The sequence below is a fragment of the Anaerotaenia torta genome (assembly GCF_050433395.1).
Taxonomy (GTDB): domain Bacteria; phylum Bacillota; class Clostridia; order Lachnospirales; family Lachnospiraceae; genus Mobilitalea; species Mobilitalea torta.
Map to the genome: position 1 here is coordinate 113,609 of NZ_JBNPXH010000007.1, position 15,022 is coordinate 128,630.

Genomic DNA, 15,022 nt, shown 5'->3' on the forward strand with positions numbered 1-15,022 from the left:
CCGCGGATCATACCACAAAAGAAGTTTTGATGGGAAGGTCCGTGACATCCTCTGTTTTAAAAAATAGAATTAGAGAAGGATGGAACCCGATATGACCAATATTCATCAATTATCCAACAGAATTACTGTAGTAACGGAAGTTCTGCCCTATCTGAAGAGTGCGGCCTTCGGCGTCTGGATTAAAGCGGGTTCAGCCAATGAAGAGGAAAGCAATAATGGGATAGCCCATATGATAGAACATATGCTGTTTAAGGGAACCCGGAGCCGCAATGCGAAGCAGATCGCCGATGAGATGGCCAGAATCGGCGGAAATATGAATGCATTCACCAGCAAGGAATGTACCTGTTATTACGCGGCTACCTTAAGTGAGCACCTTCCCATTGCAATTGATATTCTTGCGGATATGCTCACAAATTCTCTGATTGATGAGAAGGCTCTGAAGAAGGAAAAGGGTGTTATTATCGAAGAAATTGATATGTATGACGATTCTCCCGAGGATCTGGTGCATGAGCTGCTGCAGCAGAGAATCTGGAAGGATCACCCTCTGGGATATATGATCTCCGGCACGAAGAAGGTTGTCAGGAGAGTGACAAGAGAACAGATACTGGATTTTATGGAGCAATACTATGTGGGTGAGAATATCATCATATCCGTAGCCGGTTCTTTTGAAGAGGCTTCTGTGCTGGAGCTGCTGAAGGATAAATTTGGAGGAATCCAGGCGGCGAGCGGCGCGGAGAAGAAGGAAGAGGAAGTGCCGGAATACCACCGTGTACGCTGCAAGCGGCATAAGGATATCGAGCAGCTTCATTACAATATTGCCTTTCCGTGTATTTCCTACCTTTCAGAGGAGCGGTATGAGCTTTCCGTGCTGAATTCCATCCTGGGCGGAAGTGTGAGCTCCAGACTGTTCCAAAGAATCCGGGAAAACAGTGGGCTTACCTATTCCATTTACTCCTATGGAAGCTCTTACCGGAAGACAGGATTATTTCATATCTATGCAGCCATGAATCCCTCCCAGGCCCCTGCCGTTGCGAAGAAGATTCAGCAGATTATCGCCGATATCAGAAAAAAGGGAGTAACCTCCCAGGAATTGTCCATGACGAAGGAGCAGCTTAAAACAGAGCTGATACTGGGAAATGAAAGTGCCAAGAGCAGAATGAATGCCAATGGCAAATCCATGCTTAACCATGGACGGCTGATCCCCATTGAGGAGCTGATAGTAGGGGTGAACCAGGTGAGCCTGGAAGGCGTGAAGGAATTTGCCAGCCGTTATCTGGATATGGAGCAAACCTCCGTCTCCCTGGTGGGCAATCTGCAGGATGGATCAAAGCTGTCGGAGCTATTATAATATCTGTTGAATGGACGGCAGCGGTTTCATATATTTGCGATCAGTGATGAATGGTGCCTTGACATTCCGCCAGAGGGTGTTATAATATAGGTTATAAGAACAACTGTATCGGTATTGTATACCATGATTACAGGAACACGCTCTTGTTCCTGTAATATAGGTTACAAGAACATATTTTGTTCGTGGAATAGAATCCAGAGAATTTAAAACGTTGACGAGAAGAGTACTGTGCGGAATAATTCAGAGAGAGGTATTTTTGGTGTGAGTACCTTATTAGGAAGTATGGGAAGACTGCCTCCGAGTGACCCCAATCCGGTCCGGTGATTCCGTTATCATCTTAATGAAGTGGGTGTGATACACCAATAAGGGTGGAACCGCGACGTAGACCATACGCTCGTCCCTTTCGATAAGCAGAGCTGCAAATCGAAAGAGAGGAGTTTTTTTATTGCATAGGCTGGTGCTAATAATAGAAAGGAGAATTTGAAATGAAGATAACATTAAAGGATGGCTCTTATAAAGAGTATGACAAAGCAATGACAGTGTATGATATTGCGGCAGATATCAGCGAGGGACTGGCAAGAATGGCATGTGCCGGTGAGGTGGACGGTAAGGCGGCAGATCTTCGGACCCTGGTGGACCGGGACTGTACCCTGAATATCCTGACCTTTCATGATGATGCGGGAAAGGCGGCTTACCGCCATACGGCATCCCATGTTCTGGCTCAGGCTGTTAAGAGATTGTATCCGGAAGCGAAGCTGGCTATTGGGCCTTCTATTGATACCGGTTTTTACTATGATTTTGATATTGCTCCCTTTGACCGTGCGGCTTTGGATGCGTTAGAGGCAGAGATGAAGAAGATTATCAGGGAGGGAGCGGATCTGGTTCGCTTTACCCTTCCCCGGGCTGAGGCCATTGCATTGATGGAGGAACGCCAGGAGCCCTATAAGGTGGAGTTGATTCAAGATCTGCCGGAGGACGCCGAGATTTCCTTCTATCAGCAGGGAGACTTTGTGGATTTGTGCGCAGGGCCTCATCTCATGAGCACGAAGGGAATTAAGGCATTTAAGCTGATCTCTTCCTCCGGTGCGTATTGGAGAGGCTCAGAGAAGAATAAGATGCTGACCAGGGTATATGGTACGGCGTATACGAAGAATGCGGAGCTGGAGGAATATCTGGTTCATTTGGAGGACATTAAGAAGAGGGATCATAACAAGCTGGGCCGTGAAATGGAGCTGTTCACTACGGTGGATGTCATCGGCCAGGGACTGCCTCTGCTGATGCCCAAGGGAACCAAGATCATCCAGACCTTGCAGCGTTGGATTGAGGATGAAGAGGAACGCAGGGGTTATGTGAGAACCAAAACTCCTCTCATGGCAAAGAGTGATTTGTATAAGATTTCAGGACACTGGGATCATTACAAAGAAGGTATGTTTGTTCTCGGAGATGAGAAGGTGGATAAGGAAGTCTTCGCCCTTCGTCCCATGACCTGCCCCTTCCAGTACTATGTATATAAGGCGAGTCAGAAATCCTACCGGGATCTTCCTCTGCGCTACGGCGAGACCTCTACCTTGTTCCGTAATGAGGATTCCGGAGAGATGCACGGTCTGACCCGGGTTCGGCAGTTCACTATTTCCGAGGGACATCTGATTGTCCGTCCGGATCAGATGGATGCGGAGTTCAAGGGCTGTCTGGATCTGGCCAGGTACTGTCTGACTACTCTGGGTGTGGAGAAGGATGTAACCTACCGGCTTTCCAAATGGGACCCTAACAATAAGGAGAAGTATATCGGAACGGAAGAGGTATGGGAGGAGACCCAGGGCAGAATCCGCAAGGTGCTGACCGAGCTTGAGATTCCCTTCACGGAAGCAGACGGGGAAGCCGCTTTCTACGGCCCGAAGGTGGATATCCAGGCTAAGAATGTATACGGTAAGGAAGACACCATGATCACCATCCAGTGGGATGCCATGATCGCGGAGCAGTTTGATATGTATTATGTGGATCAGAACGGAGAGAAGGTTCGTCCCTATATTATTCATAGAACCAGCATGGGCTGCTATGAAAGAACTCTTGCCTGGCTGATTGAGAAATATGCAGGTCTGTTCCCCACCTGGTTATGCCCGGAGCAGGTAAGAGTGCTGCCTATCTCTGAGAAATACCATGAGTATGCGAGAAAGGTACAGGAAGAGCTGCAGAAAAACAGCGTGCTGGCAACGGTGGATGAGAGGGCGGAGAAGATCGGTTATAAGATCAGAGAGGCCCGCCTGGATCGTATTCCTTACATGCTGGTAGTCGGGCAAAAGGAAGAAGAAGAGGGAGTTGTATCCGTAAGAAGCCGTTTCCTCGGAGATGAGGGGCAGAAGCCCTTAGCCGCCTTTGTAGATGATATCTGCAGGGAAATCAGGACGAAGGAAATCCGTAAGATCGAGGTTACTGAAAATAATTAATCCATGCTGAGGCACTTATATTTTCGGAGGTAATTAAAATGAGGATGGAATTGAATTATAATGATTTATGCAATGAAATCACAGAAAAGCTTCAATCAGAAGATAATATCATTCTTGCTACTTCTGCTAATAATAAGGTGACAGCAAGGGCAATGGCCCATATTAATGATGGCCTGACGATTCTCTTTGCGACAAGCAGAAACAGTGAAAAAGTGGAGCAGATGAGGCGGAATCCCAATGTGGCACTGGCATCCGGGAATTTGAAAATCGAGGCCATCGCGGAGCTCTTCGGCCATCCGAAGGGACATTCCTACTTCATCAACGAATATCCGAAAAAGTTTCCTCATCTGGGAGAAATATATCCGGAGAAACCGGAGGATATCCTGATCATTGCAAGACCAACAAAAATCTCACTTTTTAAGTATCTGGGCAAGCCCTGTGAGGATGTGCTGGAAACAGCGAGCAAACAAGCCTATCGAATTGAGCTTGAATAGTAGACCGAGCTTCAGAAATGCTGAAAACAAGCTGTTTCTGGAGCTTTTTTCTTGCCCGTGACAGGGGCTTAATCGAAACTAAAGAAAGCGGAAGAACGTACTGATAAAGAAGGATGGATTTCTGCGGATGATGCGGAGAAAGAACTGGGGGTATTTGATTGAAGAAATTAAAGTACTCTTCAGATGCCATCGAAAAGTTACATGAGATAAAGTAAGATATTACCATTAAGCATGGTGCTGGAAAAGCAAAAGCAGTGATTAAGAAAATGACAAAATCATTCCGTAATTTGCAGCAGTTTGAAAACAGAGGACCATCGGTAGAAGGTATAACTGGAATTCCGTGTGATTACAGGTTTCTTTATGTGCAGCACAATTATGCGTTTTATCGTGTAGGAGATGATACAATTTGGATTATAGATATTTACAATGAAAAAGAAGACTTTATGTGGAAGTTGTTTGGAATAAAACAACCTGTCAAGAGACAGAAGATTACTGGAATGAGTAGTGGTGATGTAATGCATTCATGCGCCCTGCCGGGCAGGCGTCCGGCAGGGTGCATGATTTATTTTAGAGAACAACACCTTTTTGTAATATGATATTGGCATAAAGGGCAGCTTCTCCAGTAGCGATGACAGCATATGCTTTTTTCGCTTCTTCATAGAAAGCAAAGCGCTCCACATGCCGGATGCCATGCTTCTTCTGAGTGTCATATTTTTGAACCAGCTGTGTGTATTGCTCCCAGATGGGGGTCTCCACCTTATCCCCGGGAACTACCTCCATCAAAGATACGGGCTCCTTTACATAGGGGTCCAGAGGCAGGAGATAGAGGATGGCCTCCAGAAGCTCGGGAATATTATGACCGTCCGCACGTATCACGATGGAATCCTTACCAATGCTTTCCGAAGGGAAGTTCCCGTCAGCAAGGACTATGGTGTCCCCATGACCCATTTCACACAGAACCTTCAGCAATTCAGGGGATAAAATTTTAGGAATATGATTTAAAATTTGAAACACCTCTTTTCTTGATAATCTATTGATGTTCCCTTTGTCATTGCCGTCCTGATTTCCCTGCAGGTATGATCCATAAAGGAGGCCAAGGGCTTTTGCCCTTCCTCTCAAAGGAAACGGTTTGTGATTACCGGAACAGGGGACCGTATGTCTGGCAGGCTCTGTAATCCTGTCCCTCTTTGTCCATTCCGAATGCGTTCCAGGCGGAGGGGCGGAAGATCTTTTCCTCGGGAACATTATGCATGCTTACGGGAATTCGCAGCATGGAACAGAGGGTGATCAGGTCTGCGCCGATATGGCCGTAGGAGATGGCTCCGTGGTTGGCACCCCAGTTGTTCATTACCTCATAAGCGGTTTTAAAAGCGCCTTCTCCGGTGGTTCTGGGAGCAAACCAGGTGCAGGGCCAGGTGTAGTCCGTGCGCTTCCAGAGGATATCTGTAACCTCATCCGGAAGAGCGACAGTCCAGCCTTCCGCGATTTGGAGGCAAGGGCCGAGTCCCTTCACCAGATTCAGACGGATCATGGTTACCGGCATCTCTGCTCTGGTCACGAAGCGGGAGGAAAAGCCGCCGCCGCGGAAATACCCATTGTCTGCCGCGTTCCAGGTGACTGCATTGAGAATTGTATCCTGGTCTTCAGGGGTAACCTCCCACCATTTTTTTATAACGCCTTGACCGTTCTCATCCTTGACCTCACCGCAGGCATCCAGACAGGCGGCCCCGGAATTGATTAAATGGATAAATCCGCTGGAAGCCTTCGCTTTTCCTTCGATATCGTAGCCTGTGGCGGATTTTACCGCATCGGGGCTCCAATAGGTGCGGACATCGGCAAAGATCTGGGCACGGTTGGTCAGCAGCTTCATGAACAACATACCGATGCCGTTTAATACATCGTTCTCCGTTGCCAGGGTATAGGGTTCTCTGGCCCCCTCCCAGTCAAAGGAGGTGTTCAGCAGGGCTTCGGCAAAATCGCAGTTGGGATAGAAATCCGTCCACTGACGCTGCCCCTGGAAGCCGGCGGCAATGGCATTGTGTCCGGCTGCTTCTTCCTCTCTGCCGGCGGGAAGATTTGGGTTTCCGTTCATCAGGTCTTTGATAATTATCATCATCTTGACGACAAATTCCCAGTCGCTATCCTTTTGCTCCCTGGATTTCTGCAGAACATCCGGGTTCTTATCAAAGCCTTCCTTACATTTTGCCTTTGTCCAGGCAAGGGCTTTCTGATATTCCTCTTCATTGTAGATTCCCTCGGTCATTCTCCGGATAATCTCTACTTCATCGATGGATTCCACACGCATTCCCAGATACTCCTCGATAAAGGCGGGATCAATGATGGAGCCGCCGATTCCCATACAGATGGAGCCGATCTGGAGATAGGATTTTCCGCGCATGGTTGCGGCAGCAACAGCGGCACGGCCGAAGCGCAGAAGCTTTTCCCGGACATCCTCAGGAATGGAGGTATCGGTTGCATCCTGAACATCCTTTCCATAGATGCCGAAGGCAGGAAGGCCCTTTTGTGTATAAGTGGCAAGAACCGAGGCAAGATATACGGCTCCGGGACGCTCTGTGCCGTTAAAGCCCCATACGCCCTTGATTGTCATAGGGTCCATATCCATGGTCTCTGCTCCGTAGCACCAGCAGGGAGTGACGGTGAGGGTGATATCCACCCCTTCCTTCTTAAATTTTGCGGCGCAGGCGGCGCTTTCCGCTACCCGTCCGATGGTTGTATCCGCAATAACAACACGAACCGGCTCTCCGTTGGAATAGCAGATATTCTCGCGGAATAAATCTGCGGCGGCACGGGCCATGTCCATGGTTTGCTGCTCCAGGGATTCCCGGACCTTCAGAACCCCTCTTCGCCCGTCGATGGTGGGGCGGATCCCGATTACGGGATAATCACCGATTAATCTGTTTTTTGCCATAGCAATGACCTCCTTTTTTTGAACTGTTACATATTTATAAGTAAAATCAATTATAGCATTGTGTTCCTGGGTTTTCTTGTGTTATAATTACTTATAATATAAAAATATTCACTTTTGGGGTGTGGGATGAAGTATTTGGATTTCAAGGAGAGACGACAGCAGGGAACCTATGAGTTTCCTCTGGCATTTTATCGTATGGACCCCGACAGCCGCCGCTATCAGATGACCTGTCACTGGCATCCGGAGTATGAAATAATTCGGATAATTAAAGGAAGCTTTCGGTTAACATTGGATGGTGAGTTGTACCTGGCGGGAGAGGGGGATATTTTCTTTGTCCATGCAGGGGTGCTGCATGGGGGAATCCCTGACCATTGCATCTATGAATGTGTCGTATTTGATCCCAAGCTGCTGCTGGGCGGGAACCATATCTGCAACAAATGGCTTCGGCGGTTAATCGGGAATGAAGTCCGTCTTCCCGTACTTTTATCCGGAATTGATGAGAGGATTGACCGGATGGCAAAGGAGCTGTTCTCCCTTCTTCACAGCCGGAGCAGGGGCTACGAATTCATGGCGCAGGGGGTGCTGTATCAAGTGATGGGCCTGTTGTACAGTCTGGAGCAATATAGCGGGTATGACAGGAAGAATCCTGCCTCGCAAAAATACATAGAACGGCTGAAGGATGTCATAACCTACATGGAGAAGCATTATACAGAGGTGATTACACTGGAAACTCTGGCGGAGATCGCGGATCTGAATCCCAGGTATTTTTGCCGTTTTTTTAAAAAGCTTACGGACCGGACTCCTATCGAATATTTGAATTATTACCGGATTGAATGTGCCTGCCGCCGGCTTCTGGACGGGGATGCCTCTGTCACGGAGATTGCGTATGACTGCGGCTTCAATGATTCCAGCTATTTTATTAAGGTGTTTCATGATGCCAGGGGCATGACTCCCAGGCAATACAGGGATTACAATCTGTCCGCGGATGCCGCGGCAGTATTGGCGGGGGGCTAAGGTAGCTCTTGACAAAATGCTTTCGGACGGGATATGATTACATGTAACGTTCTTTGAATAAAAATACATATTTGGAATAGAAAGGGATAAGCTTATGAGCAATTACCATATTGAAACGAAATGCATCCAGGCAGGATATCAGCCGAAGAACGGAGAGCCCAGGGTATTGCCGATTTACCAGAGCACTACTTATAAATATGATTCCAGTGAACATGTAGGCAAGCTGTTTGATTTGACGGAAGAAGGCTTCTTCTACACCAGGCTGGCTAACCCCACGGTGGACTGCGTGGAGCGCAAGATTGCGGATCTGGAGGGCGGAATCGGAGCTATGTGCACCTCCTCCGGACAGGCCGCCAGTCTGATTGCGGTGCTTAATATCTGCAGCAGCGGCGACCATATGATTTCCGCCAGCACAATTTACGGAGGAACTACCAATCTGTTTGCAGTTACCCTTAAGAGAATGGGCATCGAGGTTACCTTTATCGATCCGGACGCACCTGTGGAAGAGCTGCAGAAGGAAGTGAGGGAGAATACCAAGCTGGTATTTGCCGAGACCATTGCCAATCCGGCCCTGGTGGTCGCCGATATCGGGAAGCTGGCGGACTTTGCCCACAGCAGCGGTGTTCCGCTGTTGATCGACAATACCTTTGCCACACCCATTAATTGCAGGCCTATCGAATTCGGAGCAGATATCGTGCTGCATTCCACATCAAAATACATGGACGGACATGCGGTTGCGCTGGGAGGCGTAATTGTGGACAGCGGTAATTTTAATTGGGATAACGGCAAGTTCCCCGGATTGTCCACCCCGGACGCATCCTATCACGGCATGGTCTATACCAGGGACTGCGGCAGAGCGGCCTTTATTACCAAGGCAAGAGTACAGCTGATGCGGGATTTGGGTTCGGCACCGGCACCGAACAATGCATTTTTGTTAAACCTGGGCCTTGAAACCCTGCATCTTAGAATGGAACGCCATTGCAGCAACGCCCTGGCGGTTGCCAAATACCTGGAGGAACACGACAGGATTGCCTGGGTGAACTATCCCGGACTCCAGGGGAACCGGTATTATGAGCTTGCCGGCAAATACCTTCCCAAGGGTTCCTGCGGCGTAATTTCCTACGGAATTAAGGGGGGGAGAGAGGCGGCAATAAAGTTTATGGACAGCCTTAAGCTGGCCGCCATTGTGGTTCATGTGGCGGATAACAGGACCAGTGTTCTGCATCCTGCCAGCACCACCCACCGCCAGCTCACGGATCAGCAGCTGGAGGATGCGGGAATCACACCGGATTTAATCCGGATGTCCATAGGAATTGAGAATATTGAGGATATCATTGCAGATATCGAACAGGCTTTAGCACAGCTATAAGAGATGTACCTTACACTATAATTAAGAAGACACATGAAGCTTTTCTCTGACCGGTACCAGCATTTATATGCACCCCTGATCTAAGAAATTGGTCATGTGTCTTTTCTATTTTAGCTTTAAGGAAGAAATATAGGGAGAACGAATGAGAAGCGTTAAGACAAAGGGAATTGTATTTTCATTGATTGTGATTCTGATTTCAGTTTCTGCAATGGGAATCAGCGGATACCTGCGTATTAAGGAAATACTGGTCACAGAAGTGAATACGTCAATGGAACGGGTTGCGATAGAATCAGCCTCACATCTATCCTATTACTTGAATCAGTTTGTCACACCGCTGGTCACCATATCAAAGGATGAGAAGGTGGCCTCAATGGATTGGGCTGCCCAGAAGGAGATATTAAGCAGCCAGATTACAGGAAACTATCTGAATATTGCCGTGGTAGACCGGAATGGGATCGCCCATTACCTGGATGAGACCGTGCTGGATCTCAGTGACAGGGATTACATCCGGAGTGCTTTGGCCGGGAAGCTTACCTTCTCAGAGGTTATCATCAGCCGTAAAATCAAGGAATCAGTGGTTATGGTCGCCACGCCCATTTACCGGGGGGATGTCATACAGGGAGCATTGATCGCAAGAATGGATGCGGATTTCTTATCGGATTTTGCTTCCAGCAGAAGCTATGATGAGAATGGCAGGGCGTATATCATCAGTGAAGCAGGCTCCTTCCTTTCTCGTTCCGCGACGGAAAGGAAAGAAGGAGAATACAATCTCTTTCAGCTTGCTGCAATGGATCCGGAATATGAATCCCTGGCAGCCTTTGTGCAGGCTTCCACAACAGAGAGCGGATATGGAGAGTACCGCTTTGAGGGCCGGGATATCTTAACGGGCTATGCCAGTATCGATCAGACCGGCTGGAAGATTTACATCGGTACCAATAAAGAGGAAGCCTTAGGCTATCTGGTCAGCCTGCGCAGGATGTTTCTCGTAGTGATGGGCATTACCCTGGTGATAAGTTCTCTGACGGCTTACATATTCGTCAGCCGCTTTTCAAGGCCGATTGTGGAGATGGAACGCCTCTTCGCCAAAGGAGCCAAGGGAGATCTTACCATACGATTTACCAGGGCATCCAAGGATGAGATCGGGCGGCTGGGAATCAGCTTCAACCGGATGATGGATAAGATTAAGTCCCTGACCCAGTACGACCCGCTGACCACTCTGTTAAACCAGTATGTATTAGAGCAGGATGTGGCATTCCTGAAACAGAAGAAGGACGGGCCCGGCTTCTCCCTGGTTATGGTGGCTATTGATAAATTCAGCAATGTGAATGAGACCTATGGCTATGCGGTGGGCGATATTGTGCTCTGTGAGGTTGCCCGGCGTATTTTATGTTGCTTAAATGAGAATTATAGAATCTACCGCTATAAGGGGGATGAATTTGTTGTACTGGCTTATGGAGAGGTTGGGGAAGAGGAACTGGAGGAGCTGGCCCGGAGTATTCTTGCGGCCCTCAGTGAAAGCTATCTCATTGATACCAGGGCCATCAATATACGCTTCAGTATCGGACTTTATCTCTGGAATGAGGACTCCAGGGCGGAGGAACCGCTGAAGGCGCTCACCCACGCCAAGAATTATGCCAGAATGCAGGGAAGCAATCTGATACAAAAATATGATATGGAGATCTACAAGAAGCTTATGGGCACAACTCTGCTCCAGGCGGAGATTGTCCAGGGCTTAAGGGATAACCAGTTCTATCTGGTATTCCAGCCTCTGTTCTATCTGGAGAATGGGAGGCTGGCGGAGGTGGAAGCTCTGATCCGCTGGCGGCATCCGGAACAGGGACTGCTGTATCCTGACCGGTTTATTGAGGTCGCGGAGCAGACCGGCAGCATTACGGATATCGATTACTGGGTAATTGAGAATGCCTGCAGGCATCTTCAGAACTGGCGGGAAAGCTATTCCGTACCGGTTCTGCTTTCCATTAATGTTTCCACCAGAACCTTTGAGATGAAGCGGTTTCTGGAGGATCTGTCCGATATGGTACAGAAATACGATGTGGATCCTTCCTGGCTGCAGATTGAGCTGACGGAGCGGCTCTTGATTAAGAATATGGAGGAGAGTATCAGACGGCTGGCGAAGCTGCGGGAGATGGGCTTGCGGATTGCCATTGATGATTTTGGAATAGGGTATTCTTCCCTCAGCTATATTGTGCGTCTGCCCATTGACTGTATTAAGATTGACCGGTCCTTTGTCCAGAATATTGGCTGCAGCAAGGAGGCGAAGACCATTGTTTCTACCATTATCGGTCTGTGCAAGGATCTGGGGCTGAATGTCATTGCAGAGGGAATCGAAGAGCATTCCGAGCTGGAATATCTGAAAACCAGCCAGTGTGATATTGGCCAGGGATACTATTTCTCCAAGCCTGTCGAGATTGAGGTGCTTGAGAAAAAGTATCTGAAGCCGGGGCATGGGGCCAAGGGTTAGGTCTTTCGTAAGTGATTGACATTTTAATAAAATATGTTATAATCACCTTATGTTAATTTAAGGAGAGGTGTTTTATGTCGGTATTATCTGTTATGGTGAGAGTCAACTAAATATAGTTGCAGAAGGCGGCATCGATAAGGGGATATCCCCTTGGTTTTGCTGTCCTTTTGAAAGACACTACCTAACAGATTGCCCGATCCTTTTTCGATGAATGAGGCGTGACAAAGGAGTGTTTGTCGCGCTGTTTTTCATATATTGAGGTTTTTGCCCGCAGGAGCATTCTGCACTTTTTTAAGTGTGGTGTGTCTTTTGCGGGCTATTTTTATGCTATTTTTTATTATGAGAGGAGATTCCAAGTTGGATCATATTATCAGAACAAAGCAATTAACGAAAGAATATAAGAGATTTGAAAAGGAAGCAGGCTTGAAAGGCAGTGTGAAAAGCCTTTTCAACCGTAAATTTGTCAGTAAATACGCCGTATCGAATTTTGACCTTACTGTTGAACCGGGTGAATTTATCGGATTAATCGGGCCCAACGGGGCAGGAAAGACCACCCTTGTAAAAATGCTGACGGGTATCATAGCGCCAAGCTCCGGTGAGATATCGGTACTGGGTTATTACCCCAACAAACTGGAAAATGCGTTCAAGAAACAATATGCCGTTGTCATGGGGCAGAAAAGCCAGCTCTTCTTTGAGCTGACTCCGGCGGATACCTTTGGGCTGTTTAAAGAGCTGTATGAGATTCCGGAAGAGGAATACAGACGCAGCGTGGATTATTTTGTAAACCTGTTTGATGTATCAAAATTTTTAAATGTGCAGGTTCGTACCCTTTCTTTGGGAGAACGGATGAAGATGGAGCTGATTGTTGCTCTTTTGCATAATCCCCGTGTGTTATTTCTGGATGAGCCGACCATAGGCTTAGACGCCGTGGCACAGCGGCAAATGCGTTTCTTCCTGCGGGAGGTCAATAAAGAAAAAGGGACTACAATTTTGCTGACTTCTCATTATATGGAGGATGTGCGCAGCCTGTGCAGCCGCAGTATTGTGGTGAATGACGGGCAGAAGCTGTATGACGGAGATACCGCAAAGCTTTTTGAAGCATATCAGACGCATAAAAAAGTCACTGTAATTTTTGAAAACGAAACTGTCTTTTATCCTACCGCCGGTGTGGAAGTAGTGGAGCAGGACCCGCATAAAATAGTGCTTTTGGTTCCGAGAGAATTAAACGGCAGTCTGCTGTCAGGCATGATGCATGATAATCCTCCGAAGGATATCTCTGTTGAGGAAGAAGACATCGGCAGCGTAGTGGAGCGGATTTATGCCGGAGGAGGAGTACGCGGATGAAAAAATATATAGATACAGCAAAGATAGTGTTTCGGTCCCAGCTGGTATACCGGTTTGATGTGGCTATGACTGCACTTGCGACCATTGGAAGGATCCTGTTTGCCTTTATTCTATGGAGCACCATATTTGCGGAGCGTGAGACAGTAGGTGGTTTTACCTATCAGGAGATGCTTTCTTACTATCTGATCAGTTCCTTTCTTGCTTCCCTGGAAATGTCGGCCGGAGTGAGCGGGGAGGTCTCCGGGAGAATCCGGGGCGGTACATTTTCAAAATACATGGTGATACCATCCAACCCCCTGTATTATTTTATGGCACAGAATTTTGGGGCAGTTGGATATTATGCCATCTTTTCCGGTATTGCCGCGATGCTGAGCTTGGCTGTGTTTCGCATAACACCGGGCATTACTTCCGAGTGGCCCGTGATCCTGTGTGCCATGGCAATGATACCCCTTGGCTTAATTTTCATGGTAGTATACCAGTTTTTTATCGGAATTCTTGCCTTCAAGTTTCAGGATACCGGCTTTTTCCTGCATATTCAAGGGGCGCTGCTTTCCTTTGCCACCGGCACCATAGTACCCCTTTCTCTTTTGCCTGATCCGGTGTTTTGGGCGCTGCGTTTTCTTCCCTTTACCTATGTCAGCTATACTCCGACCATGCTGTTAACGGGAAAAATGGGATTACAGGAAGGGGTGGCCGGGCTGACGGCGATAATGATCTGGGTTGCGGTCATGGTTTTGCTTGTGCATATCACATACCGCCGCCTTAGAATTAAGTATGACGGGGTGGGAATATGATGAAAAATTTACGTTTTATACGATTGCTGCTTAGGTTAAAGCTTTCCCATATGATGGTGTTCCGGTTAAGTTTTTTTGGAGCTTTCCTGGCGGATGGAGTTTTATTTGTGGTACAGCTTTTAACCTTCAATATTATTTACAGCCAGGTTGATACCATAGGCGACTGGAGCCGCGGACAGATGCTGGTTTTCATCGGGACATTTTCCATGATTAACGGGCTGAACATGCTGATCTATTTTTTTGGAGTGCTGACCATTCCGCAAAAGATACGGGAAGGAGCGCTTGACTTATACATTACCAAGCCGGGAAACACGCTTTTGCGGCTGACCTTTGAGAATGTCAACCCCGGTTCCGCACCGCTTTTGCTCCTTAGCGGCGGGATCATTGCCTATGGAATTTCTGTTCTGGAGATTGTGGTAACCGTACCGCTTATCTGCGTTTACATTATCCTTCTTTTGCTCATGACCCTTTTGTATTATGATATGGAGCTGATATTGCGCACGATCCCTTTTTTCGTTATTTCAGCCAGCGCGATTGACCGGCTGGAAGATGAAATGCTGACGCTCAATTTCAAAATACCCGGAGTGCTTTTCAAGGGAATGTTTAAGATTATATTTTATTTTGTGCTTCCCTATGGTGTGATGGCTACGGTACCTACACAGCTGATCTCGGGAACACTATCTGTTCCCGGACTGATACAGGCATTAAGTGTGGCTGGCGTATTCACGGCATTTGCAATATGGTTCTGGAGGTTAGGACTGAAGCATTACAAGAGTGCAAGCAGTTAGGCAAAGAATGGATGAC

At 47.7% G+C, this 15,022-nt stretch carries 12 protein-coding genes; 10 read left to right on the plus strand and 2 right to left on the minus strand.

Annotation, left to right across the window (positions count from 1 at the left end):
• Window positions 1-91: 91 nt before the first annotated feature.
• The 4 genes from HNQ56_RS12850 (at window position 92) to HNQ56_RS12865 (ending at window position 4,882) form a co-directional block, all read left to right on the plus strand.
• Window positions 92-1,348 carry a M16 family metallopeptidase gene (locus HNQ56_RS12850; protein ID WP_429146684.1) on the plus strand — a complete coding sequence of 419 codons (1,257 nt, stop codon included), beginning with the start codon at window positions 92-94 and terminating at the stop codon, window positions 1,346-1,348.
• A 485-nt stretch (window positions 1,349-1,833) separates the two neighbouring features.
• Window positions 1,834-3,792, plus strand: coding sequence for a threonine--tRNA ligase (gene thrS, locus HNQ56_RS12855; RefSeq protein WP_429146687.1), 1,959 nt, complete (start codon window positions 1,834-1,836; stop codon window positions 3,790-3,792).
• A gap of 38 nt (window positions 3,793-3,830) precedes the next feature.
• Window positions 3,831-4,286 (plus strand): pyridoxamine 5'-phosphate oxidase family protein, encoded by a 456-nt coding sequence (locus HNQ56_RS12860; RefSeq protein ID WP_429146689.1) that lies wholly within the window; start codon window positions 3,831-3,833, stop codon window positions 4,284-4,286.
• Between the two features lie 266 nt (window positions 4,287-4,552).
• Window positions 4,553-4,882 carry a type II toxin-antitoxin system RelE/ParE family toxin gene (locus HNQ56_RS12865; protein ID WP_429146692.1) on the plus strand — a complete coding sequence of 110 codons (330 nt, stop codon included), beginning with the start codon at window positions 4,553-4,555 and terminating at the stop codon, window positions 4,880-4,882.
• On the opposite strand, the gene HNQ56_RS12870 is transcribed toward HNQ56_RS12865, so the two are convergent.
• A complete protein-coding gene (locus HNQ56_RS12870; RefSeq protein ID WP_429147062.1) occupies window positions 4,854-5,291 on the minus strand; it encodes an RbsD/FucU family protein in 438 nt (145 codons plus the stop codon). The two genes, HNQ56_RS12865 and HNQ56_RS12870, sit on opposite strands and share 29 nt — an antisense overlap.
• A gap of 130 nt (window positions 5,292-5,421) precedes the next feature.
• Entirely contained in the window at window positions 5,422-7,215 is a 1,794-nt protein-coding gene (locus tag HNQ56_RS12875; protein WP_429146694.1) for an L-fucose isomerase, read from the minus strand.
• A 126-nt stretch (window positions 7,216-7,341) separates the two neighbouring features.
• Here HNQ56_RS12875 and HNQ56_RS12880 point away from each other — a divergent pair, with 126 nt between their 5' ends.
• The 6 genes from HNQ56_RS12880 (at window position 7,342) to HNQ56_RS12905 (ending at window position 15,006) form a co-directional block, all read left to right on the plus strand.
• Window positions 7,342-8,229: an AraC family transcriptional regulator gene (locus HNQ56_RS12880; RefSeq protein WP_429146697.1), complete on the plus strand. Its 888-nt coding sequence runs from the start codon at window positions 7,342-7,344 to the stop codon at window positions 8,227-8,229.
• Between the two features lie 94 nt (window positions 8,230-8,323).
• Entirely contained in the window at window positions 8,324-9,598 is a 1,275-nt protein-coding gene (locus HNQ56_RS12885) for an O-acetylhomoserine aminocarboxypropyltransferase/cysteine synthase family protein (RefSeq protein WP_429146700.1), read from the plus strand.
• A 142-nt stretch (window positions 9,599-9,740) separates the two neighbouring features.
• Window positions 9,741-12,080, plus strand: coding sequence for a bifunctional diguanylate cyclase/phosphodiesterase (locus HNQ56_RS12890; RefSeq protein WP_429146702.1), 2,340 nt, complete (start codon window positions 9,741-9,743; stop codon window positions 12,078-12,080).
• Window positions 12,081-12,437: 357 nt separating this feature from the next.
• Complete coding sequence (locus tag HNQ56_RS12895; protein WP_429146705.1) at window positions 12,438-13,424, plus strand: ABC transporter ATP-binding protein; 987 nt, start codon at window positions 12,438-12,440, stop codon at window positions 13,422-13,424.
• Window positions 13,421-14,218 carry an ABC transporter permease gene (locus HNQ56_RS12900; protein WP_429146708.1) on the plus strand — a complete coding sequence of 266 codons (798 nt, stop codon included), beginning with the start codon at window positions 13,421-13,423 and terminating at the stop codon, window positions 14,216-14,218. The genes HNQ56_RS12895 and HNQ56_RS12900 overlap by 4 nt, the downstream gene beginning before the upstream one ends.
• Entirely contained in the window at window positions 14,215-15,006 is a 792-nt protein-coding gene (locus tag HNQ56_RS12905; RefSeq protein WP_429146711.1) for an ABC transporter permease, read from the plus strand. The genes HNQ56_RS12900 and HNQ56_RS12905 overlap by 4 nt, the downstream gene beginning before the upstream one ends.
• The last annotated feature ends 16 nt before the right edge of the window (window positions 15,007-15,022 follow it).

Excerpts from the sequence above, each read along its gene's own strand:
- HNQ56_RS12850 (WP_429146684.1), top strand. The coding sequence starts at position 92 with ATGACCAATATTCATCAATTATCCAACAGAATTACTGTAGTAACGGAA.
- thrS (WP_429146687.1), top strand. The coding sequence starts at position 1,834 with ATGAAGATAACATTAAAGGATGGCTCTTATAAAGAGTATGACAAAGCA.
- HNQ56_RS12860 (WP_429146689.1), top strand. The coding sequence starts at position 3,831 with ATGAGGATGGAATTGAATTATAATGATTTATGCAATGAAATCACAGAA.
- HNQ56_RS12865 (WP_429146692.1), top strand. The coding sequence starts at position 4,553 with ATGACAAAATCATTCCGTAATTTGCAGCAGTTTGAAAACAGAGGACCA.
- HNQ56_RS12875 (WP_429146694.1), bottom strand. The coding sequence starts at position 7,215 with ATGGCAAAAAACAGATTAATCGGTGATTATCCCGTAATCGGGATCCGC.
- HNQ56_RS12880 (WP_429146697.1), top strand. The coding sequence starts at position 7,342 with ATGAAGTATTTGGATTTCAAGGAGAGACGACAGCAGGGAACCTATGAG.
- HNQ56_RS12885 (WP_429146700.1), top strand. The coding sequence starts at position 8,324 with ATGAGCAATTACCATATTGAAACGAAATGCATCCAGGCAGGATATCAG.
- HNQ56_RS12890 (WP_429146702.1), top strand. The coding sequence starts at position 9,741 with ATGAGAAGCGTTAAGACAAAGGGAATTGTATTTTCATTGATTGTGATT.
- HNQ56_RS12900 (WP_429146708.1), top strand. The coding sequence starts at position 13,421 with ATGAAAAAATATATAGATACAGCAAAGATAGTGTTTCGGTCCCAGCTG.
- HNQ56_RS12905 (WP_429146711.1), top strand. The coding sequence starts at position 14,215 with ATGATGAAAAATTTACGTTTTATACGATTGCTGCTTAGGTTAAAGCTT.